Source organism: Leucobacter sp. GX24907 (genome assembly GCF_053567335.1).
Map to the genome: position 1 here is coordinate 40,117 of NZ_JBSGPD010000002.1, position 23,768 is coordinate 63,884.

A 23,768-nucleotide genomic window follows, 5' to 3' on the forward strand; every position below is an offset into this window, starting at 1 on the left:
GCAACATGAGCAACCCGCTGAAGAAGACCATGGTATTCCTCGGTCTGGCCGAGGATGATCTGCAGGCGCAAGAGGAGGAGACTTCTCGTCCGGGGAAGGTGGCTGCGGCGTCCGTGCCGGCCGACGAGCAGCCCACCGGTGTTGTGGCTGCGGCGCCGCAGCGGCAGAGTGCTCAACGCGCGGCTGTAACCCCGCTGCGCAAGGTCACCCCGACTCGGCAGTCGGTCGCGCCGTCGATGAGCGAGATCCTCACCGTGCACCCCACGAAGTACAGCGACGCCGCCGTCATCGCGGAAAGCTTCCGAGAGGGCATCCCGGTGGTGATCAACCTGTCGCAGATGGCCGACACCGACGCCAAGCGTCTCGTGGACTTCGCGAGCGGGCTCTCGATGGGGCTTCGCGGTCGTATCGAGCGGGTGACGAGCAAGGTGTTCCTGCTGTCGCCGGAGCATATCGCCGTGAGTGGCGATGAGCAGCGGGCGAACGACAGCGGGTCGTTCTTCGTCGCTCCGTCCGCCTGACCTTGGAGGGGTTCCTGCTGATCAGCGGCATCGTCCGTCTGATCCTCCGTATTTACATCCTGATTCTCTGGATCCGCTTCGTGCTCGACTGGGTGCGTGTGCTGAATCCACGATTCCGTCCGAAAGGGCTGTTCGTGGTGCTCGTGGAGTTCGTGTTCTCGATCACTGATCCGCCTATCAGGATGTTCCGCCGCCTCCTGCCCCCGATTCGTCTGGGGCAAATCCAGCTCGACCTGGGCTGGATGCTGACCCTGCTGAGCTGCTGGATCCTCGTCGCGCTGCTGCCGTGAGAGTTCCCCGACGGGTGCTGCTCAGGCGTGCGGTCATCAGGTCGCAGGCGTACGATCTATTCAGAGTTTGCTAGCGTAGACCTCGACCACGCAATTGGTCCCGATTCGAAAGAGACTGACGAATGGCACTGACACCCGAAGACGTCGTGAATCAGAAGTTCACGATCACTAAGTTCCGTGACGGATATGATCTCGACCAGGTCGATGACTTCCTGGACACGATCGTCGAGGAGCTGCGCAGGCACGAGCAGGAGAAAGATGAGCTTCGTGCGCAGGTCGAAGAACTGACCTCTCAGCTCGAGGCGGCGAAGGAGTCCTCCGCCGAGGACACGGAACAGCCGGTGCAAGCTGTCGACCGCACCATCGTCGTCGACGCACCCGCTCCGACTCCTGCGGTGCCCACCCAGTCCCAGGCGCCGGCCACTCAAGACAGCAGCAACGCGAACGATGCGAAGAAGTCGAGCGCGATGCTGCAGCTCGCACTCGAGCTGCACGACAAGCACGTGCGCGACGGCGAGGAGACCCGGGACCGTCTCATCGAAGAGGCCGAGAGCACCGCGCGCCGCCTGGTCGAAGAGGCGCAGCAGCAGCGTGCCGAAGAGCTTCGTCTGCTCGGCGACGAGCGCAAGGGCGTTCAGGAGAAGATCAAGGAACTGCGGGACTTCGAAGGCGAGTACCGCACGACGCTGCGTTCGTACATCCAGTCGCAGCTGCGCAGCCTCGATGGGTCGCCGGAGCCGGGCGGGGCACCCGAGGGCCTCGACTAGCACCGGAGCGTGAATCGCGCATCTGACGAGGCGGGACGAACCGCTTCACCGTCGCGACGCCGAGGAGCCATATTGCTGCTCCTCGGCGTCGCGGCGCTCATCTACGCTGCTGATCAGCTCGTCAAGAACTGGGTCGTCGCTGAACTGCCCGAGGGCCAGACCGTGCCGGTGCTGGGTGAATTCCTGCAGTGGCACTTTGTGAGAAACCCGGGCGCCGCATTCTCCATGGCGGAAGGTGCGACCTGGCTCTTCACGATCCTGGCTGTCGTGGTCGTGGGAGTCATTCTGTGGCAGATCCGAAAGCTCGCGTCGCTCGCGTGGGCCGTGTTCTTCGGGCTGCTCCTCGGTGGTGTACTCGGGAACCTTACCGATCGCCTGACGCGAGATCCCGGCTTCCCCGTCGGCCACGTGATCGATTTCATTCTGACCCCATGGATGTGGCTCGGATTCAGGCCGGCGATCTACAACATTGCCGACATGGGCATCGTCATCGGGATGTGCCTCTTCGTCATCATTAGCCTGATCGGTCTGCCTTCGGATGGCACTCCGCGAGCGCGCCGGAAACGAGAAGAAGCGGACGGGCGTCAGGAACGCCTCGATGAGCGAGAGGAGCGCACGAGCGATGGAGCAGCGTAGTTTGCCCGTCCCCGATGGTCTGGTCGGGGAACGAGTGGACGCTGCGCTCGCAAAGCTGCTCGGTTTCTCACGCAGCTTTGCGGCCGAGGTCGTGAATAACGGTGGCGCCGTGCTCGACGGGAAGGCGCTTGCCAAATCCGATCGCCTCACCGCGAACAGCTGGCTCGAGGTCACGTGGGAAGAGAAGCGCGGGCCCGAAGTCGTTCCTGTCGACCTCCCGGAGCTTGGCATCATCTACGACGACGATGACTTCGTGGTCGTAGACAAGCCGGCCGGTGTGACTGCGCACCCCTCGCTCGGGTGGGACGGGCCGACGGTGCTGGGTGCGCTCGCCGGCGCGGGGTACCGGATCGCAACCTCGGGTCCCGCTGAACGGCAGGGCATCGTGCATCGGCTCGACGCCGGCACGAGCGGGCTCATGGTCGTCGCGAAGAGCGAGCACGCCTATCGAGAGCTCAAGCGCGCGTTCAAGGAGCGCGAGGTCGACAAGATCTATCACGCGGTCGTGCAGGGGCATCCGGATCCCTTCTCCGGCACCATCGAAGGTCCGATCGGGCGTCACCCGGGGCACGAGTGGAAGTTCGCGGTCACCGCGAACGGAAAACCTTCCGTCACGCACTACGAGACGCTCGAAGCGTTCCCGTACGCAACTCTCCTCGAGATCGAGCTCGAGACGGGGCGCACGCACCAGATCCGAGTGCACATGGCGGCCCAGAAGCATCCGTGCGTCGGCGACGGGATGTACGGGGCCGACCCGACCCTCAGCGAACGTCTGGGACTCGATCGGCAGTGGCTGCATGCAATGCGCCTCGGCTTCAAGCACCCTGCGACCGGGGAGTCGGTCGAATTCGAGAGCCGGTACCCCGCTGATCTGCGACACGCCCTCGACGTGCTCGGAGAGTAGGGGAGGAGACGCCGGTACGTCGGCACCTTGATCTCGATCTGGCTATGGTTGAGGCATGACGCGGGATGAAGACATTCGCGCGCAGCTCGGGGACCTGCGCGATCGAGCGATGCGGCGACTGGAACGATCTGAGGCCGCGCTCGAGTCGCTGACTCGTGATCGGCTGAGCGAATCGGATGACGATGAGCATGACCCCGAGGGGGTGCCGCTCTCGGCCGAGTGGTCGAGGCTCGCGGGCCTCGTGGAAAACGCGAGAGACGACCTCGCCCAGGCCGATGACGCGCTCGGGCGCCTCGCTGAGGGACGCTACGGAATCTGTGCGGTCTGTGGGCAGGAGATCCCGCTCGAGCGTCTCGAGGTGCGTCCGTTCGCAGATCGCTGCGTCCCCTGTGCGACGGCGGGAGCCCGGTAACGGGGATCCTGTCATGCAGTGACACGGCGTGCCGTGTGTTGCACAGACGGCACGCCGACGCGCCGGTGGATGGTCACCACGCACGGTACCCTGGAACGGTCGGCGAGAGGGGTCCAATCGGTGTCTGACAAGGACAATTTCGTACACCTGCACGTGCACAGCGAGTACTCGATGCTCGACGGAGCCGCGCGAGTCGGGCAGCTTATGGAGGCGGTCGAAGCCCAGGGCATGCCCGCGGTCGCGGTGACCGACCACGGCAACACCTTCGGCGCGTTTGATTTCTGGAAGCAGGCTCGTGACCATGGCCTCAACCCGATCATCGGTATCGAGGCCTATCTGACCCCGGGCACCCACAGATCTGACCGCACCCGGGTTCGCTGGGGCGACGGGGTCGGAGATGATGTGTCGGGTGCCGGTGCCTACACGCACATGACACTGCTCTCCGAGTCGACCGAGGGCATGCATAATCTGTTCCGGCTTTCGAGCTACTCCTCGATGGAGGGCTACTACTTCAAGCCGCGTATGGACCGCGAGCTGCTGCAGACCTACGGCAAGGGGCTCATCGCAACGACTGGCTGTCCCTCCGGCGAGATCCAGACGAGGCTTCGACTGGGCCAGTACGACGAGGCGGTGAAGGCCGCCGCCGAGTTCCAAGACATCTTCGGCAAAGAGAACTTCTATTGCGAGTTGATGGATCACGGCCTGGACATCGAGCGGCAGGTGAAGAGCGATCTCATCAAGATCGCGCGAGAGCTCAAGATTCCGCTTGTCGCGACGAATGATCTCCACTACGTGCACGAGTCCGATGCCGAGGCGCACTCAGCGCTCCTGTGCGTGCAGTCGGGTTCGCGACTCGATGATCCCAACCGTTTCCAGTTCAGCGGCTCCGGGTACTACCTGAAGTCCGCGGCCGAAATGCGCCACATCTTCCGAGACTTCCCCGAGGCGTGCGACAACACGCTTGCGATCGCCGAACGGTGCCGCGTCGAATTCAACACCTCCGCGAACTACATGCCGCGCTACCCCGTTCCTGACGGAGAAAGCGAAGACAGCTGGTTCGTGAAGGAAGTCGAAAAGGGGCTCCATTACCGGTACCCGTCTGGCATCCCCGATGATGTGCGCAAGCAGGCCGAGTACGAGATCGGCGTCATCACTCAAATGGGTTTCCCCGGCTACTTCCTCGTCGTCGCCGACTTCATCAACTGGTCGAAGGACAACGGTATTCGAGTGGGCCCGGGCCGAGGGTCTGGTGCCGGGTCGATGGTGGCCTACGCGATGAGGATCACCGACCTCGATCCGCTGCAGCACGGCCTGATCTTCGAGCGCTTCCTCAACCCAGACCGCGTGTCCATGCCTGACTTCGACGTCGACTTCGATGATCGCCGTCGCGGTGAGGTCATCAGGTATGTGACGGAGAAGTACGGTGACGAGCGTGTCGCCCAGATCGTCACCTACGGCACGATCAAATCGAAGCAGGCGCTCAAGGATGCGGGTCGCGTGCTCGGGCAGCCGTTCAGCATGGGTGAGAAGCTCACCAAGGCGATGCCGCCCGCCGTGATGGCGAAGGACATTCCGCTCTCCGGCATCACTGATCCGAAGCACCCCCGGTACAAGGAAGCCGCCGAATTCCGGACGGTGCTCGCAGAAGATCCCGATGCGCAGAAGGTCTACGAGACGGCCCTCGGTATCGAGGGACTCAAACGGCAGTGGGGCGTGCACGCGGCAGGCGTGATCATGTCGAGCGATCCGCTCATCGACATCATCCCGTTGCAGAAGCGCGAGCAGGACGGGCAGATCGTCACCCAGTTCGACTATCCGACCTGCGAGAGCCTCGGGCTCATCAAGATGGACTTCCTGGGGTTGCGCAACCTCACGATCATCTCCGATGCCATCGAGAACATTCGACTGAACCGTGAGGAAGAACTCGACCTCGAACACCTCGAGCTCGATGATCCGGCTTCCTACGAGCTTCTGGCTCGCGGCGACTCTCTCGGTGTGTTCCAGCTCGATGGTGGCCCGCTGCGCTCGTTGATGCGGCTCATGAAGCCCGACAACTTCGAAGATATCTCCGCGCTCATCGCCCTGTACCGACCCGGCCCCATGGGTGCGAATTCGCACATCAACTATGCGCTCCGCAAGAACGGCGAGCAGGAGATCACTCCGATCCACCCGGAGCTCGAAGAGCCGCTCCGCGAGATTCTGGACACGACTTACGGCCTGATCATCTATCAGGAGCAGGTGATGGCAGTCGCGCAGAAGGTTGCCGGCTTCACGCTCGGTCAAGCGGACATTCTGCGCCGCGCGATGGGTAAGAAGAAGAAGGAGGAGCTCGACAAGCAGTACGCGGGCTTCTCCGGAGGCATGCAGGAGCGTGGGTACTCCGAGGGTGCGATCAAAGCGCTGTGGGACATTCTGCTGCCGTTCTCGGACTATGCCTTCAACAAGGCGCACTCGGCGGCCTACGGCCTGGTCAGCTACTGGACCGCGTACCTGAAGTCGCACTATCCGGCTGAGTACATGGCGGCGCTGCTCACGAGTGTGGGCGACTCCAAGGACAAGCTGGCGATGTATCTCAACGAGTGCCGGCACATGGGCATCAAAGTGCTGCCGCCCGATGTGAACGCCTCCTTCGTGAACTTCGCGGCGGCGGGAGAAGACATCCGTTTCGGACTCGGCGCGGTGCGCAACGTGGGTGCGAATGTCGTCGAAGGGATCCGCGAGGCGCGTGAGAGCGGGGGAGACTTCACGTCCTTCCACGACTTCCTCAAGCGCGTGCCGATGCACGTGCTCAATAAGCGCACGATCGAGTCGCTCGTCAAGGCGGGTGCGTTTGACACGATGGAAGGAACTCGCCGGGCGCTCGTGGAGATTCACGAGCAGGCAGTGGAGAGCGCTGTCAAGGAGAAGCGGGACGCCGAGAACGGAAACGTCGGTTTCGATTTCGACAGTCTGTTCGCGGAGGCCGCCGACGAGTCCGGCGCAGCGGAGGCTACTTCTCAGGTTCCGGATCGGCCGGAGTGGACGAAGAAGGACAAGCTCGCCTTCGAGCGCGAGATGCTGGGGCTCTACGTCTCGGATCACCCGTTGCGCGGGCTCGAGAGCGCTCTGGCGAAGGAGGCGTCGGCCACCGTCGAGCAGATCACCAGCCCGGACTCCACCTATGACGGTGAGATCGTGACGGTTGCGGGTCTGCTGACCAGCGTGCAGCACCGTACGGCGAAGTCGGGCAACCTGTACGGCATGGTGACGATCGAGGACTTCACCGGTGAGTTGCAGGCCTTGTTCATGGGGAAGTCGTACCAGGAGTTCGGGACCATGCTGCAGCCGGATTCGATCGTCGCGCTGCGAGGAAAACTCAATGCGCGAGACGACGGCATGAGCATGCATTCGTACGGGGTGAAACCGATCGACGCCGTAGTGCAAGAGGAGACGGCGAATCTTGCGATCTCCATTTCGGATACGCGTGCCACGGAGCACCTCATGGAGGAGCTCAAGGCGACACTGCTGCGTCACCGCGGAGACGGAGAGGTCCGCCTCAACCTCATCACCGGCTCCGGGGTCCGCATCTTCGAACTGCCGCAGCAGGTGCGTGTCACCTCCGATCTGTTCGGAGAGTTGAAGGGTCTGCTCGGGCCACGGTGCCTGCTCGATATCGATGAGTTGGTCCGTGTGTGAAGCGGCAACCCTGGAGCCCTGGGGCCGCGCCACAGCCGTAACCCGTATGAAACACCGGAGGAGTAGGCTCGTCGCATGAGTGAGATGCAGCGGCGGATCATTGATGCGCTGGGATCCCAGGGGAGTATCGATCCGGCAACGGAGATTGAGCGTCGGGTCTCATTCCTTGTGGAATATGCGCGCTCGATTCCCGGATGCCGTGGGTTTGTCCTGGGCATCTCGGGCGGACAGGATTCGACACTGGCGGGTCGTCTCGCACAACTCGCCTCCGAACGGTTGCGTTCTGATGGTGCGGACGCGGAGTTCGTCGCTGTGCGACTGCCGTACGGGGTGCAGCAGGACGAAGATGACGCACAGCTCGCGCTGAGATTCATTCGACCTGATCGATCGGTCACCGTCGATATCGCTCCCGGCGTCGATGCGCTCGTCGACTCGGTCGGGGCTGCGACCGGTGCGCAGGTGAGCGACTTCACGAAGGGCAATGCGAAGGCGCGCATGCGGATGATCGCGCAGTACACGATCGCAGGCGATCGAGCGCTGCTAGTGATCGGGACGGATCATGCGGCAGAGGCGATCACCGGGTTCTTCACGAAGTTCGGTGACGGAGCCGCCGACGTGCTTCCGCTCGCGGGACTCACCAAGGGCCAGGGGGCGACATTGCTGCAGTGCCTGGGCGCTGCCGAGCGGCTCTGGCGCAAAGCGCCGACTGCCGATCTGCTGGACGAAGACCCCGGTCAGACCGACGAGGCGAGCCTCGGTGTGAGCTACGCCGAGATCGACGCCTATCTGCGCGGTGAAGAGGTGTCGGAGCATGCACGTGTCGAGCTGGAGCGCCGGTACGCTGCGACAGAGCACAAGCGGCGCCCGCCAGTCGGCCCGAGGGATGACTGGTGGCGATAGGACCGGCGCGATGGCAACGACGACGCCGAGGATGCGGCGGAACAGCGTCCCGAATTCCAGTAGAGCGGAGAGTGAATCATGAGTACGACATTCGTGCTGGGAGGCGGCTGCTACTGGTGCCTGGACGCGGCCTACCGAGCGTTCGCAGGAGTGGAGCGCGTGCTCTCCGGGTTCACCGGCGGTGAGGTCGCCGATCCGAGTTACGAACTCGTCTGCACGGGAAGCACTGGCCACGCCGAGGTGGTCTCTGTGACGTTTGATGAGTCAGTGCTGCCCGAGCAGGTAGTGCTCGACGCGTTCTTCACGATGCATGACCCCACCCAATTCAACCGACAGGGTGCAGACGTCGGTACCCAGTACCGATCTGCGATGTTCTATGCCGATGAGCAGCAGCGCGAGCTATTCGAGGCTGCGCGTGCGCGGGCTGCGGAGTTCTGGCCGGGGGAGATCGTGACATCGATCGAACCGCTCGGAACCGTGTACCCGGGGCCCGACGATCACCAAGACTTCTTCGCACACAACCCGACCCAGGCGTACTGTCTCGCTGTCGCGGTGCCGAAGGTGCAGAAGATCCGTGCGTCCTTCGGTGAATACATTCGCTGAGCCGCAGTGCGTATGAGGTAGACGTATCCGTGCACACCGCTCACGCCGCGACGCTCGGGGTGAATCCGTCTGCCGAGACCTGTTCCTCAGTGTGACCACCATCCGGATCCTCGGATCCGGCGACTGCAGGCCGGGAGCCTGCTCTGCCGGTGTCATCTCCTGCGGCAGATTCTGCTCCGGCGTCCTCGAGGCCGAAGGCCTCTGCGCCGGAGCCCTCCGTGCCGACCGTCTCGGCGGATCGCGGCCAGCGGTCGAGCGCGGCTTCCGCAAGCCCCCGATCGGGAGAACCGAACTCCGGCACAGGAGAGCCCCCTTCCGGGTGCTCGGCTTCCGCGCCGAACGCGGACCCATCTGCGTCGGCACTGCGGTGTTTACGGAACGAGGAGACGCCCCAGCGCACATCGTGACCGACGGCCTCCGCATCGATTTCGACCGAGGTGCCCGACTTCTCCGCAGTTGACCACTGCCGAACGCGAAGTCTGCCCGTGACGACGATGCGGTCGCCCACTGCGAATGATTGCTCCGCATGATCGGCGAGGCCTCTGAACGTGACGACGGTGTACCAATTAGTATCACCGTCCTCCCAACGTTCGGCCTCTCGGTTGTAGCGACGCTCGTTTGCCGCGACCCGGAACGAGCAGACGGAGGCGCGACCCGGTGTGGCGAAGCGGTTGGGGCGTGTGGCGACAGTGCCGACGACGCTGACATGGCTTGACATAGCAGTGAGATCTCCTTGCGTGGCTGATGGCTCACACCAGCTGGCGTGAGGAGGGGCCACCGAGCCGTGCCGGTGCGGTGGCCCCTCGAAGGAGAGCCTCCATGATTCGGCCTTGCTCGAGGACGCTCTACGGTGAAATGTGGAGAAATGCCGCCCGAATCGTGGCCAGGTGCGGCCTGTGAGGCGTACAGGTGCGCCTCGCTACACTGACAGGGTGATCCGCAACCGCCGCTCATCGCTCATCGCACTCGTCGCAGCCGGCATGTTTCTGCTCCCCGCTCTCGCCGGGTGCGCGCTGCTCGAAGGGCCCACCCCGACGACGCCGCAGCGCCAGGCGCCTGAACGGCCTGAAGCGAAGCCCGAGTTGGTGCCGGGGGGTTCGGCGGAAGACAACATGCCCTACTTCACCGAGGTGCTGCGCGAATACGGTGAGGGGGATGATCCGGTCGAAGGCGTCCCGATCACGACTGCGCTTCGTGAGGCGGGCTTCGATACCGCAGATATGCAGGTGAGCTTCGATACGTCGCGCACCGGCCTGGTGGCGGATAGCATCTACGTTTCCGTTCGCATCGATACCGGTTGCATGCTCGGACAGCTCACGACGGAGGATCGAGAACTCGCGGTCGACCTCGCCGAGGCGGTCGGTCCGGAGCAGAACGTCTGCATCATCGGCGAGACGCGCACGATCGACTGGTAGATTGGGCTCTTATGGCTGAGTACATTTTCCAAATGGTTCGCGCGCGCAAGGCGCACGGCGACAAAGTGATCCTCGACGACGTCACGACGGCGATCCTGCCCGGCGCCAAGATCGGTGTGGTCGGCCCCAACGGGGCCGGAAAGTCGACGATCCTGAAGATCATCGCAGGCCTCGATACGCCGTCGAACGGCGAGGCAGTGCTCACCCCCGGTTACTCCGTCGGCATCCTCATGCAGGAGCCGGAGCTCGATGAAGAGAAGACGGTCCTCGAGAACGTCCAACAGGGCGTCGCCGATATCAAGGGCAAGCTCGACCGCTTCAACGAGATTTCTGCCGAGATGGCTGATCCTGACGCAGACTACGACAAGTTGCTGCCCGAGATGGGAGAGCTGCAGGAAGCCATCGATGCGGTCGATGGGTGGGATCTCGACAGCCAGCTCGAGCAGGCGATGGATGCGCTGCGTTGTCCTCCGGCCGATGCGATCATCAGTCACCTCTCGGGCGGCGAGAAGCGCCGTGTCGCACTGTGCAAGCTGCTGCTGGAGAAGCCCGATCTCCTGCTGCTCGACGAGCCCACGAACCACCTCGACGCCGAGAGCGTGCTGTGGCTCGAGCAGCACCTCTCGAAGTATCCTGGCGCGGTCATGGCGGTCACGCACGATCGATACTTCCTGGATCATGTCGCGACGTGGATCTGCGAGGTCGATCGGGGTCGCCTCTACCCCTACGAGGGCAACTACTCGACCTATCTCGAGCAGAAGGCTGCGCGTCTCGAAGTGCAGGGCAAGAAGGACGCCAAACTGCAGAAGCGCCTGAAGGAAGAACTCGAATGGGTGCGATCCAACACCAAGGGTCGCCAGGCGAAGTCGAAGGCCCGTCTCGCCCGCTATGAGGAGATGGCAGCCGAGGCCGAGCGCACGCGCAAACTTGATTTCGAAGAGATCCAGATTCCGCCGGGGCCGCGCCTCGGCAGCCTGGTGCTCGAGGGGAAGGACCTCAACAAGGGCTTCGATGAACGTACGCTCATCGACGGTCTCTCGTTCTCGCTGCCTCGCAACGGCATCGTCGGCATCATCGGACCGAACGGCGTCGGCAAGACGACCCTGTTCAAGACGATCGTCGGCATCGAGCCGCTTGACGGGGGCGAGCTGAAGATCGGCGACACCGTCAAGCTCAGTTATGTGGACCAGACTCGCGGAGGAATCGACCCGAAGAAGACGGTGTGGGAAGTGGTCTCCGACGGGCTCGACTACATTCAGGTCGGCAACACCGAGATCCCATCGCGCGCATACGTCTCAACGTTCGGCTTCAAGGGGCCGGACCAGCAGAAGCCCGCAGGCGTGCTGTCAGGCGGCGAGCGGAACCGGTTGAACCTGGCGCTCACGCTCAAGCAGGGCGGTAACGTGCTGCTGCTCGATGAGCCGACGAACGACCTCGACGTCGAGACCCTGACGAGCCTCGAGAACGCACTGCTCGAGTTCCCCGGCTGCGCTGTCGTGATCACGCACGACCGGTGGTTCCTCGACCGCATCGCCACCCACATCCTCGCCTACGAGGGCACTGAGGAGAACCCGGCGAACTGGTACTGGTTCGAGGGCAACTTCGAGGCCTACGAGCAGAACAAGGTCGAGCGGCTCGGTTCCGAGGCGGCGAAGCCGTCGCGGGTGACCTACCGCAAGCTGACGAGGAGCTGAGCGTTTGGCACGGGTCCATGTAGACCTCGAGCTGCGCTGGGGTGATCAGGACGCGTACGGTCACGTGAACAACGTCGCGTACGCGCGCTATCTCGAGGAAGCGCGCGTACGCGTGTTCTGGCGAGGGACGGCCCGAGAGAAGACCGGGATGGAAGGGCACTTCCGAGGCGATCGTCCGGAAGACCCGAAGATGCTGGTCGCAAGTCAGCGGATCGATTTCGTCGATGTACTCGAGTACGGCGAGGCCCCGATCCTGATCGAACTCTGGATCGGAAAACTGGGCGGATCAAGCCTGGAGGTGCACTACGAGATCGTCGATGCGGCGGCCTCAGCGCGCAGAGTAGTGGCTCGGGCGATCACCACCGTCGTGATCGTGGATGGGGTCACGCTGCGGCCGAGTCGTCTGTCGACTGAGGCGCGTGCCTCCGTCGAGCCCTGGACAGACGAGCCGTTGGCGCTGCGTGCCTGAGCGTCGCTGATCAGCTCGTCGGGAGACGGAGCATGCTCTCTTGCGCGACACTCGCGACCAGCGTGCCCGACGTGTCGTAGAAGCGCCCGTGTGCGAGGCCTCGCCCGCCTTGGGAGCTCGGTGACTCCAATGCATAGAGCAGCCACTCGTCGACGCGGAAGGGGCGGTGAAACCACATGGCGTGATCCAGGCTGGCTCCGCGCATGCCGGGTGTGGCCCAGGGGACGCCGTGCTGACGCGCGACCGGCTCGAGCAGCAGATAGTCGCTCGCGAAGGCGAGCGCGGCAGCGTGCATCATGTGACCATCGGGCAGGGGGTCACGTGCACGCAACCAGACCAGTTGGCGGCTCGTTCGCTCGGCAACCTCCAGAATGATGTCCGATTCCACGTAGCGGAAGTCGAACGGACGGTTCAGCACCCAAGAGGCGTGCCCGTCGCTCGCAAGGTGACCGTACTTTTCCCAGACAGTCGGGAGTGCGTCGGGAGGCGCGACTCCGCTGACGTCGAAGGACTCCTGATGCTCAAGGCCCTCCGATGGCTGTTGGAATGAAGCGATCATCGCCATGAGCTCTTCTCCGCCTTGAAAGGCCTGCGTGCGTCGCGTCGAGAAGGATCGGCCATCGTGCAGACGCGCTACCTCGAACGTCATGCGCTGCTCGCTGTCGCCCGGCCGTAAGAAGTAGCCGTGCATCGAGTGGATGAGGCGATCCTCGGGCACTGTGGTTCCGGCGGCGGCGATCGCTTGACCGAGTACCTGTCCGCCGAATGACCGGCCATGGGGCGTCGGGAGTGCGGGGCCGGTCAAGATGTCGTGGCGGGTGCGTGCGCCGGAGTCGATGACCGAGAGCATGGTGACGAGATCGGGCGTTGCGGTGATCATGAGGTCCTCCTTCGACGCCGGTCGGCGCCAGCGCGCCGCCTCTGTGTCCAGTCTAGGGTGGGGGTGATGAACGCTCAGATCTCGCTCGCCGATACTGCCACTCGAGATGATCTCCGTATCTTCTTGGACCGTCTGCTGCGGGTAGGCCAGGCCGAGGTGCGCATGGTGTCTCGAGGCAGCGCACTCGCGGTGTTCGGGTGCACGCAGATGCCGAGCGGGATCACCGACCAGGTTCCAGTCGTACTCGTCATGCGCGCGTTCGAGTTGCGCAGCGCGAGCGCCGAGCCGCTCGATGAAACGGTGCAGGCTCGGGCACTGCTCGATCGGATCGCGCGTCTCGGGGTCGTGGGCCTCGATCTGGATGTTCCGGACATGACCGCCATGGCGGCTTGGGCAGGAGTCTTGCCGCCGGTCGGTGGATGGGAACCCGCGGGAGCCATCGACGCCGATTCCCTCCGCAGCGTCGCGACGGAGGGAATCGACCGTGTCGCTGCAGCGCTTCCCGACAGTCCAGGTGAAGCGGTCGTCAGACAGGTGCGATCTGCCGTGTGGGGTGCGGAGATCGCGCCCGGGATCCCCGCAGCCGTGGCGTTTGCCGCCGAATCGCTCGGATTGATTGCGGAGCGGCCGCTTCGGGTTTCTCGTTCGCTCACCTGGGTCCGCTTGACGAGCGAACGGGGGCACGTGCTCGTGCGCTCGCTGCTCGGCTGAACGCGGTCGGACTCGGGCGCGCCTGTGGAGGCGAGTGCATGTAGACTGGACAGGTCTTACCTGAGGAGTGTTTTCATGGCCAATGTGAATGGCATCATCGACCCGCCCATCGACGATCTGCTTGAGAAGGTCGATTCGAAGTACGCGCTGGTCACCTTCGCGTCTCAGCGTGCACGCCAGATCAACGATTACTACACGGATCTGCATGACGGCAACCTCTTCGACAACGTCGGCCCGCTGGTCGATTCGTCGATTGATGACAAGCCGCTGTCGATCGCGCTGCACGAGATCGTCGAGGGCAAGCTCTCGATGACGGCGCGAGGGGAGTAGCCCTTCCGCTCGAGCGGTCTCGCTGCGTCATACGCAGGCCGCATGTCAGTGGCGTCGGATACCCTTTTCACGAGGGACCGGCGCCTTTGGCGTTCCCACACCACTCATTCGTATCAACGTCGTCAGGAGCACCGTGTCGCTGCGCCAGTTCACCTCCGAGTCCGTGACCGAGGGACACCCCGACAAGATCTGCGATCGCATCTCCGATTCGATTCTCGACGCGATGCTGGCGCAAGATCCGGGAGCCCGCGTCGCGGTCGAGACTCTGGTCACTACCGGGCTCGTGCATGTCGCGGGTGAAGTCTCGACCTCGGGATACGTCGAGATTCCGCAGCTCGTCAGGGAGACCATCAAGAACATCGGATACACGAGTTCAGAGATGGGCTTCGACGGCGCATCGTGCGGTGTCTCGGTGTCGATCGGTCAGCAATCACCTGACATCGCAAGCGGTGTCGACTCGTCTCTTGAAGAGCGCAGTGGAGGCATCGAAGACGAGCTGAGCCGTCAGGGAGCCGGCGATCAGGGCATCATGTTCGGCTACGCCTCCGACGAGACGCCCGTGCTGCAGCCGCTTCCCAGCTGGATCGCTCATCGACTCGCGGAGCGCCTCACCGAGGTACGCAAGAGCGGTCTCGTTCCAGAACTTCGCCCCGACGGCAAGACTCAGGTGACGATCGGTTACGACGGCGAACGCGCCGCCTCGATCGAGGCCGTCGTGGTGTCGACGCAGCACCACCGCGACCTGAGCCAGCCCGCACTGCGCGACGTCATCGAACGCGAGGTGATCCGGCCCGTGCTCGGCCGTGTCGATCTCAGCAGCGACAACGCCGAGTTCTTCATCAACCCTGCCGGCCCGTTCGTCGTCGGCGGACCGATGGGCGATGCGGGGCTCACCGGCCGAAAGATCATCATCGACACCTATGGCGGGGTATCCCGCCACGGCGGCGGGGCGTTCAGCGGCAAGGATCCGTCGAAGGTCGACCGCTCGGCTGCGTATGCGATGCGTTGGGTTGCGAAGCACGTTGTTCGCGCCGGACTCGCGAAACGTGCGGAACTGCAGGTCGCCTACGCCATCGGGAGGGCCCACCCGGTCGGGCTCTACGTCGAGACCTTCGGCACCGAGACGGTACCTCGTGAACGCATCGAATCAGCCGTTCGCGAGGTCTTCGATCTGCGACCGCTCGCAATCATCCGTGACTTGCAGTTGCTGCGCCCCATCTATGCGCAGACGAGCGCTTACGGTCATTTCGGGCGCGAGCTGCCGGGCTTCACCTGGGAGGCGACCCCCCGCGTCGATGCGTTGCGCGCGGCCGCCGGCGCTGCTTGATCGCGTGAGCACCCTGTCCACGTGAGCACCGATGCGGGCCTGAGCGCGGCAGAGGCACCCGCGGGTCGTGCTGTCGCCCAGGTGCTGCTCGACTCCGTGCTGCCGCAGCTCGATCATCTGTTCGACTATGCCATTCCATCGGAACTGGCAGAGGATCTGCGCGTCGGTCACCGTGTGCGCGTGCCATTTCGTTCGCGCGACCGCAAGAGTTTCGGTTACATCGTCGGCTTCGCCGACTCCAGCGAGTTCGGTGGTGAGCTCTCGCCGATCGCTGAGATCGTCTCTCCCGTGCCGATGCTTCCTCCTGAGTTGTGGCGGCTCGCCCGTGCGGTCGCAGACCGGGCAGGGGGTAGCGCCGGGGACATTCTCCGACTCGCGATCCCACTCCGCCAAGTGCGCGTCGAGAAGCGACATCTTGCCGCAGCAAGCGTGGGTGCTGCGGATGCCGGCGTCGGCAATTCCGATGCCGGCGATGAAGCTCAGGAGACTGCCGACCTGCTGATCGGGGGATCGCGTCTCGCGATCACGGCGTCTCACGGGCCGGAACGGCTTGAGACGGGAGAGTGGGTCGGATCTTGGGCGGTGCAGCTCGCCCGTACCGCCCTCGCGGTCTTCGCGACCGGCCGGAGCGCGATCATCGTGGTGCCCGACTACCGAGACCTCGATCAGGTGCGTGACGCTTTGAGCGCGTGCGGTCACGACGGAGTGGTGCGTGTCGACTCACGACAATCGAACGCGGAACGCTACACGGGGTTCCTGCGAGCTCTCGACACGGAACCTCGAATCCTGCTCGGCAACCGCTCAGCGGTGTACGCCCCGGCGTACGAGCTGGGAGCGATCCTCATGTGGGATGACGGCGATCCGGTACTCGCGGAGCCTCTGACCCCCTACGTGCACGCGCGCGATGCTGCACTCGTTCGTGCGGAGCAGAGCGGCGCCGGTCTGCTCTTCGCGGCTCACTCGCGAAGCGTCGAGGTGCACCGGCTGGTCGAGATCGGCTATGTGCAGCCGCAGGCTCATCCTCCGCGCCGTACCCGCGTCGTGCACGCAGACGCGTCGATGACCCCGGACGTATTCGCCGGCCGGCTTCCTGAATTTGCTACGCGCACGATTCGTGAGGGCCTGCGACACGGGCCGGTGCTCGTGCAGGTTGCGACTCCGGGGTACGCTCCGATCGCCGTGTGCGGCACCTGCTCAGAGCTCGCCCGCTGCCTCGTGTGCGCGGGGCCAATCGGATTTCGGAGTGCGGGTCGGGGAGCCTGTCGCTGGTGCGGCGAGCAGGCGAGTGCGTGGCGCTGCCCCGAGTGCGGAGGCCGTGAGCTGGAGCGTCGAGGCATGGGATCCGAACGAACGGTAGAGCAGTTCGAAGAGCAGTTTGCGGGCGCACGCGTGCTCCTCAGCGACGGTGACCACCCTCGCGAGAGCGTTGACGCCCGTTCGGCGCTCGTCGTCGCGACCCGAGGAGCCGAGCCGCTCGCAGCAGGTGGCTATCGTGCGGTTGTTCTGCTCGACGCTGAGCGCATGCTCGCCCGCGAAACGCTGCGCGCCGGTGAGGATTGCCTGCGGTGGTGGGAGAATGCCGCAGCACTTGCCGCTCCCGACGGAACCTGCGTCGTAGCGTCAGGGGGCGGAACCGCGGTGCGAGCGTTCGTGACAGGCAGGATCGAGGCGTGGCTCACCGAGGAGTTGGCGGGGAGGCGAGAGCTTCGCTATCCGCCGGCTGTTCGGGTGGCGAGCGTGAGAGGCGGTCGAGAGGAAGTCGACCGAGCCCTTGCGACGCTTCGCGATCTGCCAGGTGTCGATGATCTGGGTGCAGTACCCATCCCGACAGGTGGTCGCGACCGAATTCCGGCTGGACTCGTCCGCGCTATCGTTCGCTTTGAATATGCACAGGGACCTGAGGTCGCCAGGCGACTGCGCGGTGCGCTCGTGGCGGACGCGGCCGGATCCTCGTCCCGCGTGGGCGGGCGAGCCCCGGGACGCGCACGGCCGGAGGCTCTGAGGCTGCGCTTCGATGACCGCGGTGTGTTCGACTTCTGAACGTCGGAGCCGACATCTCGACTGATGAGAGAATAGGCGGATGCGCATCGTATTCGCCGGCACCCCGGAGTTCGCAGTCCCCAGCCTCCAGTCGCTCGTCGAGGCAGGACACCAGGTTGCGGGTGTCATCACACGTGAGGACGCGCCCCTGGGCAGAAAGCGCGTGCTCACCCCATCGCCAGTCGCTATCGCTGCCGAAGAGCTCGGCATCCCCGTGTTCAAAGCGAACCGGCTTGATGCATCAGCAGTCGGGTGGGCGTCGGAACTCGGGGCGGAGCTCGGCGTCATAGTGGCTTACGGCGGACTGGTGCGCGAGCCCTTGCTCTCCCTGCCGGCCCTGGGATGGATCAATCTGCATTTCTCTGAACTGCCTCGTTGGCGCGGTGCCGCGCCAGTGCAACGCGCGCTCGAGGCCGGCGAGCAGCGGCTCGGCGTGACGGTCTTCCGGCTCGTCGAAGCGCTCGACGCCGGAGACGTACTCACTCGTGACGAGCGCGACTTCGCTCCGGGTACGTCTGCCGGATCCGCACTCACGGCGCTCGCCGACTCGGGCACTGAAGCGCTTCTGGCAGCCGTTGACCGCCTCGCAGCAGATCCGGATGCGGGCTCGCCGCAACTCGGTGAGGCGAGCTACGCGCACAAACTCACCCGCGAAGATGGTCGACTCGAGCTGCAGGCGCCGGTGCAGCGCGTGCTTGCGCAGTGGGCCGGGGTCACACCCGAACCGGGTGCTTTCGCGATGCTTGATGACCAGCCGATCAAGATTCTTGAACTCCGGATCTCTGAGTGCAGCAACGATAGGCCTGGTTTGGATACCGTCGTCGGCAGTGTTCTCCTGCAAGCGAAACGTGCCGTGCTGCAGCTGATCGACGGAGAACTCGAGCTAGTGCGTGTGCAACCGGCGGGCAAGGCTGCAATGGATGGCGCGGCGTGGTTGCACGGCCGCGGAGGGGAAGCGGTGCTGCGATGAGCGCGCGAAACAGTCGCCAGAACACGCGCCGGTCATCGGGGCGCCGCGAGCAGCGGGTCGAGATATCCGGGGCGCGTATTGTCGCATTCGATGTGTTGCGAGACGTCGCGGATCGCGATGCCTATGCCAACCTCGCGCTCCCATCGCGCATCCGTGCTGCAGGACTGGGACCCCGCGATGCGGCGCTCGCGACTGAGCTCGCCGCGGGCGTACTCCGCGGACGTGGGCGATACGACCGGATCATCGAGCTGGCAGCCGACCGAGAGACGGACCGCATCGATCCGCGCACCCTTGACGTGCTTCGACTCGGTGCGCACCAGCTCCTCAGTATGCGCACCGCGGCGCACGCGGCGGTCAACGAGAGCGTTGAGCTGCAGCGGCGCGTTGCCGAGGCTCGCGCGGCCGGATTTGTGAACGGCGTGCTGCGCACAATCGGGCGCGCGAGCACCGAGCAGTGGGACGAGCGGATTGACGCGTCGTCGTTGTCTCCTGATACGTCTCTTGCCGACCGCTTCTCGCACCCCGAGTGGGTGGTTCGCGCGCTGCGAGATGCGCTGCGGGCCGAAGGCCGCGAGAACGAGCTCGAGGATCTGCTCGCGGCGGATAACTTGCCGCCTCGAGTGAGTCTCGTCTTGCTGCAGGAGACGCAGGGTCTTGCCGAGCTGCTCGATCAGGGTGTGGTGAGCGCCTCCGGCCCGTCTCCGGTGGGCTATGAGTCTGCCGGAGGTGACCCTTCCCGGATCGTCGCGCGGTCTGGCATCGCTGAAGGTCAGTTGCGCGTTCAAGACCAGGGATCGCAGCTCGCAGCGCTCGCGCTCACCCGGGCCCGACCCGTGCGTGAGGGGGAGCGGTGGCTCGACCTGTGTGCTGGGCCGGGTGGCAAGGCGGCGCTGCTCGGTGCTGAGGCGCTCCGCGCCGGTCGGGTCGGCGTCACCGTGCGAGCGAATGAAGTCTCGGCGCACCGCGCCGAGTTGGTGCGTCGATCCATCATCGGAGTCGCCGACGCGGTCACCGTCGTATCGCATGACGGTCGCGAACCGGATGCGTATGGCGACGGTGCGGACTCCCGGCGCACCTACGACCGGATTCTTGTCGATGCTCCGTGTTCGGGGCTCGGCGCGCTTCGCCGCCGGCCTGAGGCCCGCTGGCGAAAGCTCCCGAGCGACCTTCCCGAGCTCACGGAGCTGCAGAGCGAGCTGCTCTCGCGTGCGGTGGATCACCTGTCGCCAGGCGGGATACTCGCGTATGTCACCTGCTCACCTCATCTTGCAGAGACCCGCGCGGTGCTCAATCGTCTGCTGCGCAGCCGGTCCGACCTGCGTGAGCTCGACGCCAAGTCCGTGCTGAACGAGGTCGCACGGGAGCCGCTCGACCTTGCGGGGCCGCAGCTGAGCGCACAGCTCTGGCCGCATCGCAACGGCACTGACGCGATGTTCATATCCTTGATCGAACGGTCTCCCGAGACCAGTTGAGCAGAACGGCCGCTCAGCACAGGAATCCTGTGCTGAGCGGCCGGTTGCGAATCCGGTACGGACGGAGGCTATTCCTCCCAGGTGATGGCGGGACCATCCGCCGCACCGAAATCGACCGTCGGGTTCAGCATGAGGCCTCCCCAGAGGAGTTCGAGTTCGGCTCGCTGGCCGTCCTTCTCGCCCTCGAGAGTGATATCGACGTCAACGGAGTCCCAGCTCGTGACGACGAGAGGATCCTCATACCCGACCCGTGGTTCCAGCTTCTCGATCTGGCGCTTGCCCTCGGAACTCAGCACGCGCTTCACCGTTCCGTCGATGGGCTCGTAGCCCTCCGAGGACTCGCCCTCGACGCTGAAGCCGCACGGCGTCGTGAGCGTCTTGAGTGCGAGGCACTCGTCGAGTGACTCGGCAACCAGTGCGCGGAAGGTGTCGACGCCCTGTTCGGAGAGCTCGGGCATCAGTTCACGCAACGCGTCCTCATCGCCCTCGCCGGTCAGCGTGAAGACATTCTCGCCTCCGGCCAACTGGAAGTCGTCGCTCGCGAGTTCGAAGGCGTAGGTACCCGGGAACACCGGCTGGTAATCCTCATCGGGGGTCGCACCGTTGATGGTCAAATCGTGACCCGAGAACGCCGAAGTCGGAATACCGGGAAGCGCGTCGGTGAGTACCCAGCCCTCGCTGAAGTCCCAAGCGACGAAGCTGCGGTCCACGGATTCGCCGCCGATCGTGAACGATGCATCCACGGTCGTTTGGTCGTAGCGGCCCTCGTACGGTTCGCCCACCTCGATATTGTCGATCGGTGCGAGCTCGAGTGATGCGGCGAGCACCTCGTCCGTGAGAAGTGCCCGGCTGCTCGGAGTGTCGACATACTCGAGCGCTGCGTCGGCGTCGCCCTCCGACAAGGCGGTGAGGAAGCCCTCGACGGCCTCGGACGGGTTGCTCGCGGAAGCCGATCCGCCACCTCCACCGGCGATACGGCCGAAGAACAGCACGGCAATGACCACGAGTGCAATCACGACGGCGACACCGCCGAGGATGATGGCCACGAGCACACCGGGTTTCATTCCGCGGTGCTGCGGCGCTGCGGCGCCGGGCTGGCCGGCGCCCGCCTGCGGCTGTTGAATGTAGCCCGGTACCTGTGGCGGTGCGTACACCGCGTGGCCGGGCTCCTCAGGTGAGGGGGATTGCGGCGACTGCGGGGCGGCCGGCGGAACCTGTGCGTTCTGCGCTGGCTGACCGTACTGCGGGGCCTGCTGGGCCTGGGCCTGCTCCTGCATCGGTGGCTGAGGCTGCCAGGGCTGCGCCTGGCTGAAGTTGTCCGGCCCCTGCTGGGTGTGCCAGGCCGCAGCGTCCGTGGTCTGCGGCTCATTGCCCGGAGGCGCGAAGGAGGCGGGTTCGCGCGACTCGGGTGCCTGCAGGCCCTGAGGCGGAGCGATACCGGGCGAAGGCTGCAACCCATTCGGAGCCTCGCTGCTCAGGCCCGGCTGCTCGGCCTGGAGATCGGGTTGCTCGGCGCTCAGACCAGGCTCCGCACTGAGTTCCGGCTGCTCGGCGCTCAGACCAGGCTCCGCGCTCAGGTCAGGCCCGCCGTTCGCGGGTGCTGGCTGCGCGGTGGTCTCGGGCGGCGCGGCCGCCGGGTCTTTGTCTGATGCAGTGCCTTCGTCTGCTGCAGTGTCTCCGTTTGACGGCACCGGGGGTGCTGCCTCGTTGTTCTCTTCCGGTACATCGTCTTCGGTGCTCATAGCTCACAGATTACGCGAGCGCGCGAGAAGAGTAGTCGACGCATGTTGTTTATGGTGTGGTGTGGGGCTTGGGTGCGCCTACACTGGTCGTCGTGACCGCGCAGCGTATCAATCCCAGCATTCTGTCCGCCGATTTCGTGAACCTGCAGGCTGAACTCGATCGCATTGCGACGGCGGATCTCGTGCATGTCGATGTGATGGACAACCATTTCGTGCCGAACCTCACGATGGGCCCGCCGGTTGTGGAGCGAATCCAGGCGGTGTCGCCGATTCCGCTCGACATGCACCTCATGATTTCAGATGCGGATCGCTGGGCTCCCGGGTACGCGGAGCTCGGCGCATACTCCGTGACATTCCATGCGGAAGCGGCCGAGGATCCTGTCGGCCTGGCGAGGCGGCTTCGTGAGATTGGGGCTCGCGCCGGGCTCGCGCTGAAGCCCGGAACTGACCCTGAACCGTATCTTGAACTGCTGCCCGAATTCGATCAGGTGCTCGTCATGACGGTCGAGCCCGGGTTCGGCGGGCAGAAGTTCATGCCTGACATGATGCCGAAGCTGCGCCGGTTCGCCGAAGTCAAGGCGCGACTGGGGCTCGACGTGTGGCTGCAGGTCGATGGGGGAGTCACGGTCGATACGATCGGAATCGCGGCGGAGGCAGGCGCGGACACGTTCGTAGCCGGGTCGGCGGTCTTTGGCGGTGTCCCGGAAGAGCGGATCACCGAGCTGCGGCTTGCCGCGGCGAGTCATCGGCACTGAGCGTGCTCCGGTGAGCGTGCGAGGCGGAGCTGCGGCTTGCCGCGGAGCGGGGCGGCGGATCGACCGGCTACGATGGGGTACCGTGAAAACTTTCGACGAACTCTTCGCTGAACTGGGTGAGAAGGCCGTGTCGCGCCCTGAGGGTAGCGACACTGTGAAGCGCCTGGACGCGGGTGTCCATTCGATCGGCAAGAAGATCGTCGAGGAGGCCGCCGAGGTTTGGATGGCGGCGGAGCACGAAACCGATGAGGCCTGCGCTGAGGAGATCAGTCAGCTTCTTTACCATTTGCAGGTGCTCATGCTCGCGAAGGGTTTGAGCCTGCAAGACGTGTACAAGCACCTCTAATCGAGTCCCGGAAGGACTGACGCCCATGCTTCGCATCGCCGTGCCCAATAAGGGTTCGCTGTCGGAAACTGCTCAGCAGATGCTGCTCGAGGCCGGTTACAGCGGCCGTCGCGATACGAAGCAGCTCGTGCATACCGATTCGCGTAACGACGTGGAGTTCTTTTACCTGCGTCCTACCGATATTGCGACGTATGTGGGTTCGGGTGCGCTCGATGTCGGGATCACGGGTCGTGATTTGATGCTCGATTCGGGGTCGGATGCGCGGGAGATCGCGCCGCTTGACTTCGGCGATTCCACGTTCCGTTTCGCGGCTCCTGCCGATGCGATCAGCGATATCGCGGGGCTTGCCGGTAAGCGTGTGGCGACGAGCTACCCTCGGCTGGTTGATGATTTCTTGCGTGAGCGCGGTATCGAGGCGAACCTGGTGAAGCTCGACGGGGCTGTGGAGTCGGCGGTTCGGCTGGGCGTGGCCGATGCGGTTGCCGATGTGGTGTCGACGGGGGCGACGCTTCGTGCTGCGGGCCTTGAGATCTTCGGTCCGGTGATTCTCGAGTCGACCGCAGTGCTGATCGGTGGACCGAGCAAGCATGACGGTATCGAGCGTCTGCTGCGTCGGTTGCGCGGGGTGCTCGTGGCTCGCAAGTTTGTGATGGTCGAGTACGACCTGCCGATCGATCAGCTGGATCGGGCGACTGCGATCGCGAGTGGCATCGAGTCGCCGACTGTGTCTTCGTTGCGCGATGAGTCGTGGGTGGCGGTCCGTGTGATGATCGCTGCGGATTCTGCGAACGAGGTGATGGATCAGCTCTATGATCTCGGTGCCCGCGCGATCCTCGTGACTGCGATTCACGCGGCTCGACTGTAGACCGGCGGTGTGAAGCGCGCGGTTCGGCACACTGAAATTTGGCA

Annotated in this window: 24 protein-coding genes; 21 read left to right on the forward strand and 3 right to left on the reverse strand. The window is 64.6% G+C overall.

Features of this window, described 5'->3' with window-relative positions:
- Window positions 1–5 precede the first annotated feature (5 nt).
- From ACUYV6_RS03050 to msrA, 9 genes are all read left to right on the forward strand, one after another.
- Window positions 6–521, forward strand: coding sequence for a cell division protein SepF (locus tag ACUYV6_RS03050; protein WP_449277183.1), 516 nt, complete (start codon window positions 6–8; stop codon window positions 519–521).
- Between the two features lie 2 nt (window positions 522–523).
- On the forward strand, window positions 524–811 hold the full coding sequence (locus tag ACUYV6_RS03055; RefSeq protein WP_449277184.1) for a YggT family protein: 288 nt from the start codon (window positions 524–526) through the stop codon (window positions 809–811).
- Window positions 812–933: 122 nt separating this feature from the next.
- Entirely contained in the window at window positions 934–1,578 is a 645-nt protein-coding gene (locus ACUYV6_RS03060) for a DivIVA domain-containing protein (RefSeq protein ID WP_449277185.1), read from the forward strand.
- 9 nt (window positions 1,579–1,587) lie between these two features.
- Window positions 1,588–2,214 carry a signal peptidase II gene (gene lspA, locus ACUYV6_RS03065; protein ID WP_449277186.1) on the forward strand — a complete coding sequence of 209 codons (627 nt, stop codon included), beginning with the start codon at window positions 1,588–1,590 and terminating at the stop codon, window positions 2,212–2,214.
- The gene (locus tag ACUYV6_RS03070) at window positions 2,201–3,118 is read left to right on the forward strand and encodes an RluA family pseudouridine synthase (RefSeq protein ID WP_449277187.1); all 918 of its coding nucleotides are present in this window, start codon (window positions 2,201–2,203) and stop codon (window positions 3,116–3,118) included. Before lspA ends, ACUYV6_RS03070 begins: the two co-directional genes overlap by 14 nt.
- Window positions 3,119–3,173: 55 nt before the next feature.
- On the forward strand, window positions 3,174–3,530 hold the full coding sequence (locus tag ACUYV6_RS03075) for a TraR/DksA family transcriptional regulator (RefSeq protein WP_449277188.1): 357 nt from the start codon (window positions 3,174–3,176) through the stop codon (window positions 3,528–3,530).
- Window positions 3,531–3,701: 171 nt separating this feature from the next.
- Complete coding sequence (dnaE, locus tag ACUYV6_RS03080) at window positions 3,702–7,205, forward strand: DNA polymerase III subunit alpha (RefSeq protein WP_449277547.1); 3,504 nt, start codon at window positions 3,702–3,704, stop codon at window positions 7,203–7,205.
- Between the two features lie 75 nt (window positions 7,206–7,280).
- Window positions 7,281–8,105: an ammonia-dependent NAD(+) synthetase gene (gene nadE, locus ACUYV6_RS03085; RefSeq protein WP_449277189.1), complete on the forward strand. Its 825-nt coding sequence runs from the start codon at window positions 7,281–7,283 to the stop codon at window positions 8,103–8,105.
- Between the two features lie 78 nt (window positions 8,106–8,183).
- The gene (msrA, locus tag ACUYV6_RS03090; protein WP_449277190.1) at window positions 8,184–8,708 is read left to right on the forward strand and encodes a peptide-methionine (S)-S-oxide reductase MsrA; all 525 of its coding nucleotides are present in this window, start codon (window positions 8,184–8,186) and stop codon (window positions 8,706–8,708) included.
- Between the two features lie 40 nt (window positions 8,709–8,748).
- On the opposite strand, the gene ACUYV6_RS03095 is transcribed toward msrA, so the two are convergent.
- Window positions 8,749–9,426, reverse strand: a complete 678-nt coding sequence (locus tag ACUYV6_RS03095) for a single-stranded DNA-binding protein (RefSeq protein ID WP_449277191.1) — start codon at window positions 9,424–9,426, stop codon at window positions 8,749–8,751.
- Between the two features lie 214 nt (window positions 9,427–9,640).
- Between ACUYV6_RS03095 and ACUYV6_RS03100 the strand changes: the two genes are divergently transcribed.
- Genes ACUYV6_RS03100 through ACUYV6_RS03110 form a run of 3 tightly spaced genes read left to right on the forward strand, consistent with a single transcriptional unit; the run spans window position 9,641 to window position 12,286 of the window.
- Window positions 9,641–10,123, forward strand: coding sequence for a DUF6993 domain-containing protein (locus tag ACUYV6_RS03100; RefSeq protein WP_449277192.1), 483 nt, complete (start codon window positions 9,641–9,643; stop codon window positions 10,121–10,123).
- An 11-nt stretch (window positions 10,124–10,134) separates the two neighbouring features.
- Complete coding sequence (gene ettA / locus ACUYV6_RS03105) at window positions 10,135–11,817, forward strand: energy-dependent translational throttle protein EttA (RefSeq protein ID WP_449277193.1); 1,683 nt, start codon at window positions 10,135–10,137, stop codon at window positions 11,815–11,817.
- 4 nt (window positions 11,818–11,821) lie between these two features.
- Window positions 11,822–12,286: an acyl-CoA thioesterase gene (locus tag ACUYV6_RS03110; protein ID WP_449277194.1), complete on the forward strand. Its 465-nt coding sequence runs from the start codon at window positions 11,822–11,824 to the stop codon at window positions 12,284–12,286.
- A 10-nt stretch (window positions 12,287–12,296) separates the two neighbouring features.
- Here ACUYV6_RS03110 and ACUYV6_RS03115 read toward each other — a convergent pair whose 3' ends face one another.
- Window positions 12,297–13,166, reverse strand: coding sequence for an acyl-CoA thioesterase (locus tag ACUYV6_RS03115; RefSeq protein ID WP_449277195.1), 870 nt, complete (start codon window positions 13,164–13,166; stop codon window positions 12,297–12,299).
- Window positions 13,167–13,232: 66 nt separating this feature from the next.
- Here ACUYV6_RS03115 and ACUYV6_RS03120 point away from each other — a divergent pair, with 66 nt between their 5' ends.
- From ACUYV6_RS03120 to ACUYV6_RS03145, 6 genes are all read left to right on the forward strand, one after another.
- Complete coding sequence (locus ACUYV6_RS03120; RefSeq protein ID WP_449277196.1) at window positions 13,233–13,877, forward strand: hypothetical protein; 645 nt, start codon at window positions 13,233–13,235, stop codon at window positions 13,875–13,877.
- 75 nt (window positions 13,878–13,952) lie between these two features.
- Entirely contained in the window at window positions 13,953–14,207 is a 255-nt protein-coding gene (gene rpoZ, locus ACUYV6_RS03125; RefSeq protein WP_449277197.1) for a DNA-directed RNA polymerase subunit omega, read from the forward strand.
- A 133-nt stretch (window positions 14,208–14,340) separates the two neighbouring features.
- Window positions 14,341–15,534 carry a methionine adenosyltransferase gene (metK, locus tag ACUYV6_RS03130; RefSeq protein ID WP_449277198.1) on the forward strand — a complete coding sequence of 398 codons (1,194 nt, stop codon included), beginning with the start codon at window positions 14,341–14,343 and terminating at the stop codon, window positions 15,532–15,534.
- A 21-nt stretch (window positions 15,535–15,555) separates the two neighbouring features.
- Complete coding sequence (locus tag ACUYV6_RS03135) at window positions 15,556–17,574, forward strand: primosomal protein N' family DNA-binding protein (protein ID WP_449277199.1); 2,019 nt, start codon at window positions 15,556–15,558, stop codon at window positions 17,572–17,574.
- 40 nt (window positions 17,575–17,614) lie between these two features.
- Window positions 17,615–18,544 carry a methionyl-tRNA formyltransferase gene (locus ACUYV6_RS03140; RefSeq protein ID WP_449277200.1) on the forward strand — a complete coding sequence of 310 codons (930 nt, stop codon included), beginning with the start codon at window positions 17,615–17,617 and terminating at the stop codon, window positions 18,542–18,544.
- Complete coding sequence (locus ACUYV6_RS03145) at window positions 18,541–20,016, forward strand: RsmB/NOP family class I SAM-dependent RNA methyltransferase (protein WP_449277201.1); 1,476 nt, start codon at window positions 18,541–18,543, stop codon at window positions 20,014–20,016. Before ACUYV6_RS03140 ends, ACUYV6_RS03145 begins: the two co-directional genes overlap by 4 nt.
- A gap of 68 nt (window positions 20,017–20,084) precedes the next feature.
- Here ACUYV6_RS03145 and ACUYV6_RS03150 read toward each other — a convergent pair whose 3' ends face one another.
- Window positions 20,085–21,758 carry a hypothetical protein gene (locus tag ACUYV6_RS03150; RefSeq protein ID WP_449277202.1) on the reverse strand — a complete coding sequence of 558 codons (1,674 nt, stop codon included), beginning with the start codon at window positions 21,756–21,758 and terminating at the stop codon, window positions 20,085–20,087.
- Window positions 21,759–21,850: 92 nt separating this feature from the next.
- Between ACUYV6_RS03150 and rpe the strand changes: the two genes are divergently transcribed.
- The 3 genes from rpe (at window position 21,851) to hisG (ending at window position 23,724) form a co-directional block, all read left to right on the forward strand.
- Window positions 21,851–22,513 (forward strand): ribulose-phosphate 3-epimerase, encoded by a 663-nt coding sequence (gene rpe / locus ACUYV6_RS03155; protein ID WP_449277203.1) that lies wholly within the window; start codon window positions 21,851–21,853, stop codon window positions 22,511–22,513.
- 82 nt (window positions 22,514–22,595) lie between these two features.
- Window positions 22,596–22,859, forward strand: a complete 264-nt coding sequence (locus tag ACUYV6_RS03160) for a phosphoribosyl-ATP diphosphatase (protein ID WP_449277204.1) — start codon at window positions 22,596–22,598, stop codon at window positions 22,857–22,859.
- Between the two features lie 25 nt (window positions 22,860–22,884).
- On the forward strand, window positions 22,885–23,724 hold the full coding sequence (gene hisG, locus ACUYV6_RS03165) for an ATP phosphoribosyltransferase (RefSeq protein ID WP_449277205.1): 840 nt from the start codon (window positions 22,885–22,887) through the stop codon (window positions 23,722–23,724).
- Window positions 23,725–23,768: the final 44 nt, after the last annotated feature.

Bases quoted from the DNA above. Each gene is read 5' to 3' on its own strand.
- ACUYV6_RS03050 (WP_449277183.1), top strand. From the start codon at position 6: ATGAGCAACCCGCTGAAGAAGACCATGGTATTCCTCGGTCTGGCCGAG.
- ACUYV6_RS03060 (WP_449277185.1), top strand. From the start codon at position 934: ATGGCACTGACACCCGAAGACGTCGTGAATCAGAAGTTCACGATCACT.
- ACUYV6_RS03070 (WP_449277187.1), top strand. From the start codon at position 2,201: ATGGAGCAGCGTAGTTTGCCCGTCCCCGATGGTCTGGTCGGGGAACGA.
- ACUYV6_RS03075 (WP_449277188.1), top strand. From the start codon at position 3,174: ATGACGCGGGATGAAGACATTCGCGCGCAGCTCGGGGACCTGCGCGAT.
- dnaE (WP_449277547.1), top strand. From the start codon at position 3,702: ATGCTCGACGGAGCCGCGCGAGTCGGGCAGCTTATGGAGGCGGTCGAA.
- nadE (WP_449277189.1), top strand. From the start codon at position 7,281: ATGAGTGAGATGCAGCGGCGGATCATTGATGCGCTGGGATCCCAGGGG.
- msrA (WP_449277190.1), top strand. From the start codon at position 8,184: ATGAGTACGACATTCGTGCTGGGAGGCGGCTGCTACTGGTGCCTGGAC.
- ACUYV6_RS03095 (WP_449277191.1), bottom strand. From the start codon at position 9,426: ATGTCAAGCCATGTCAGCGTCGTCGGCACTGTCGCCACACGCCCCAAC.
- ettA (WP_449277193.1), top strand. From the start codon at position 10,135: ATGGCTGAGTACATTTTCCAAATGGTTCGCGCGCGCAAGGCGCACGGC.
- ACUYV6_RS03115 (WP_449277195.1), bottom strand. From the start codon at position 13,166: ATGATCACCGCAACGCCCGATCTCGTCACCATGCTCTCGGTCATCGAC.
- ACUYV6_RS03120 (WP_449277196.1), top strand. From the start codon at position 13,233: ATGAACGCTCAGATCTCGCTCGCCGATACTGCCACTCGAGATGATCTC.
- rpoZ (WP_449277197.1), top strand. From the start codon at position 13,953: ATGGCCAATGTGAATGGCATCATCGACCCGCCCATCGACGATCTGCTT.
- ACUYV6_RS03140 (WP_449277200.1), top strand. From the start codon at position 17,615: ATGCGCATCGTATTCGCCGGCACCCCGGAGTTCGCAGTCCCCAGCCTC.
- ACUYV6_RS03145 (WP_449277201.1), top strand. From the start codon at position 18,541: ATGAGCGCGCGAAACAGTCGCCAGAACACGCGCCGGTCATCGGGGCGC.
- ACUYV6_RS03150 (WP_449277202.1), bottom strand. From the start codon at position 21,758: ATGAGCACCGAAGACGATGTACCGGAAGAGAACAACGAGGCAGCACCC.
- hisG (WP_449277205.1), top strand. From the start codon at position 22,885: ATGCTTCGCATCGCCGTGCCCAATAAGGGTTCGCTGTCGGAAACTGCT.